The sequence below is a fragment of the Aquimarina agarivorans genome (assembly GCF_000218485.1).
GTDB lineage: Bacteria > Bacteroidota > Bacteroidia > Flavobacteriales > Flavobacteriaceae > Aquimarina > Aquimarina agarivorans.
In genome coordinates, this window is the sequence record NZ_AFPB01000046.1 from 1 (window position 1) to 1,326 (window position 1,326).

2 protein-coding genes are annotated in these 1,326 nt (G+C 26.3%); both read left to right on the forward strand.

Annotated features, from left to right (window positions below):
- The first annotated feature begins 205 nt into the window (after window positions 1-205).
- Complete coding sequence (locus GMC_RS0102000; RefSeq protein ID WP_010520562.1) at window positions 206-1,063, forward strand: hypothetical protein; 858 nt, start codon at window positions 206-208, stop codon at window positions 1,061-1,063.
- The gene (locus tag GMC_RS18690; protein ID WP_010520563.1) at window positions 1,041-1,316 is read left to right on the forward strand and encodes a peptidylprolyl isomerase; all 276 of its coding nucleotides are present in this window, start codon (window positions 1,041-1,043) and stop codon (window positions 1,314-1,316) included. Before GMC_RS0102000 ends, GMC_RS18690 begins: the two co-directional genes overlap by 23 nt.
- Window positions 1,317-1,326: the final 10 nt, after the last annotated feature.

Sequence of the window (1,326 nt, forward strand, 5' to 3'; positions counted from 1 at the left end):
CTATATAAAAAACATAGGGCGGTTTAAGTGTTTTGAACAAGGGCTTGTGTTTTCTTGCTGGGTCACCAAATATAAAATTTGGCATTTACAAAAAATGATAAAAGTAAAATATTTATATTTGGCTTAGTGTTAAATCGAAAGGTATTGCTTACCTCCTGCCCTACGATTTTTTTATACTAACCGTTGGCATTAATTAAAAAATTAAATGAAAAAAATATTCTTATCAATTCTTACTTTCTTTATTTCCTTTACTTTCTTTAGCCAAGATTTAAAGACAATAAATAACTCTGAAAAAAAATATAAAATAGACATCCCTAAAAACTGGAATGAAAATAAAATGTTTTATTCAAGTTCAATGAGTTTAATGGCTTTGAAACCCAAAAGCGATTCAGATCCTAATCCATATGAAGCAATAGCTATAAAGCACTCTCCTACCTCGAAAACAAATTTTAATGATGCTTTTGAAGAGTACCTTAATCTTGTTAAAAATTACTATAAGAAAGACTTCAAGATAATAAGTAACAAAGAATTACAAATTAATGGTAAAACATTAAAAAAGATGATAACCGAGGTTACAAGTCATATAAATGGTGAAAAGAAAAAGAACATTATGATTTATGCTTTTGCAAATCAAGAATCTACAATGATTACATTAACTTCAAGTCCAGAAAATTTTACAAAAAATATTAATTTATACGAAAAAATATATTCAAGCTTTTCAATCGAAGACGACGTAGAGAGTATTAAAAGTGGTAACTTCAATGAGCTTATTACAGATATCCAAAAATTTGATATTATAAACCCAAATCAACTATCTAAGTTAAAATCTAAATATAGTAATTATCAAATAGCTAAAAGAGAGCTGACATTAAATAACGATAATGATATGTTCCAAAAGCAAATTAAAAAAATGTCTATTGGACAAATTATTCAAAAACCTGATAAAAACTTTGCCATAAAATTACTTAATCGTGATAGCAAACAAAGTGCAAAAGTATCATCAATAAACTTGATAGATTCAAGTAAAGAAAGTGAGATACTTGCTAAAAAAAATAATTTCTAATTATAAAAAAGGTGCTTCATTTTCTGAACTTGCAAAAAAATATAGTAAGGATAAATTTTATGCTAAAAAAGGTGGTGATATTGGATGGATAAAAAAAGGATATATGATGAAAGAGATTGACGAAGCTATTTTTACACATAAAAAAGGTGATATCCTTTCTATTAAAGCACCTGAATGGGGTTGGACTATTATTTTAATTACTGAAAGTCCTATAATCAATGAATATGCTGAATTATTGATTGTTAAAAAATAACTAATGCCAA

Excerpts from the sequence above, each read along its gene's own strand:
- GMC_RS0102000 (WP_010520562.1), top strand. The coding sequence starts at position 206 with ATGAAAAAAATATTCTTATCAATTCTTACTTTCTTTATTTCCTTTACT.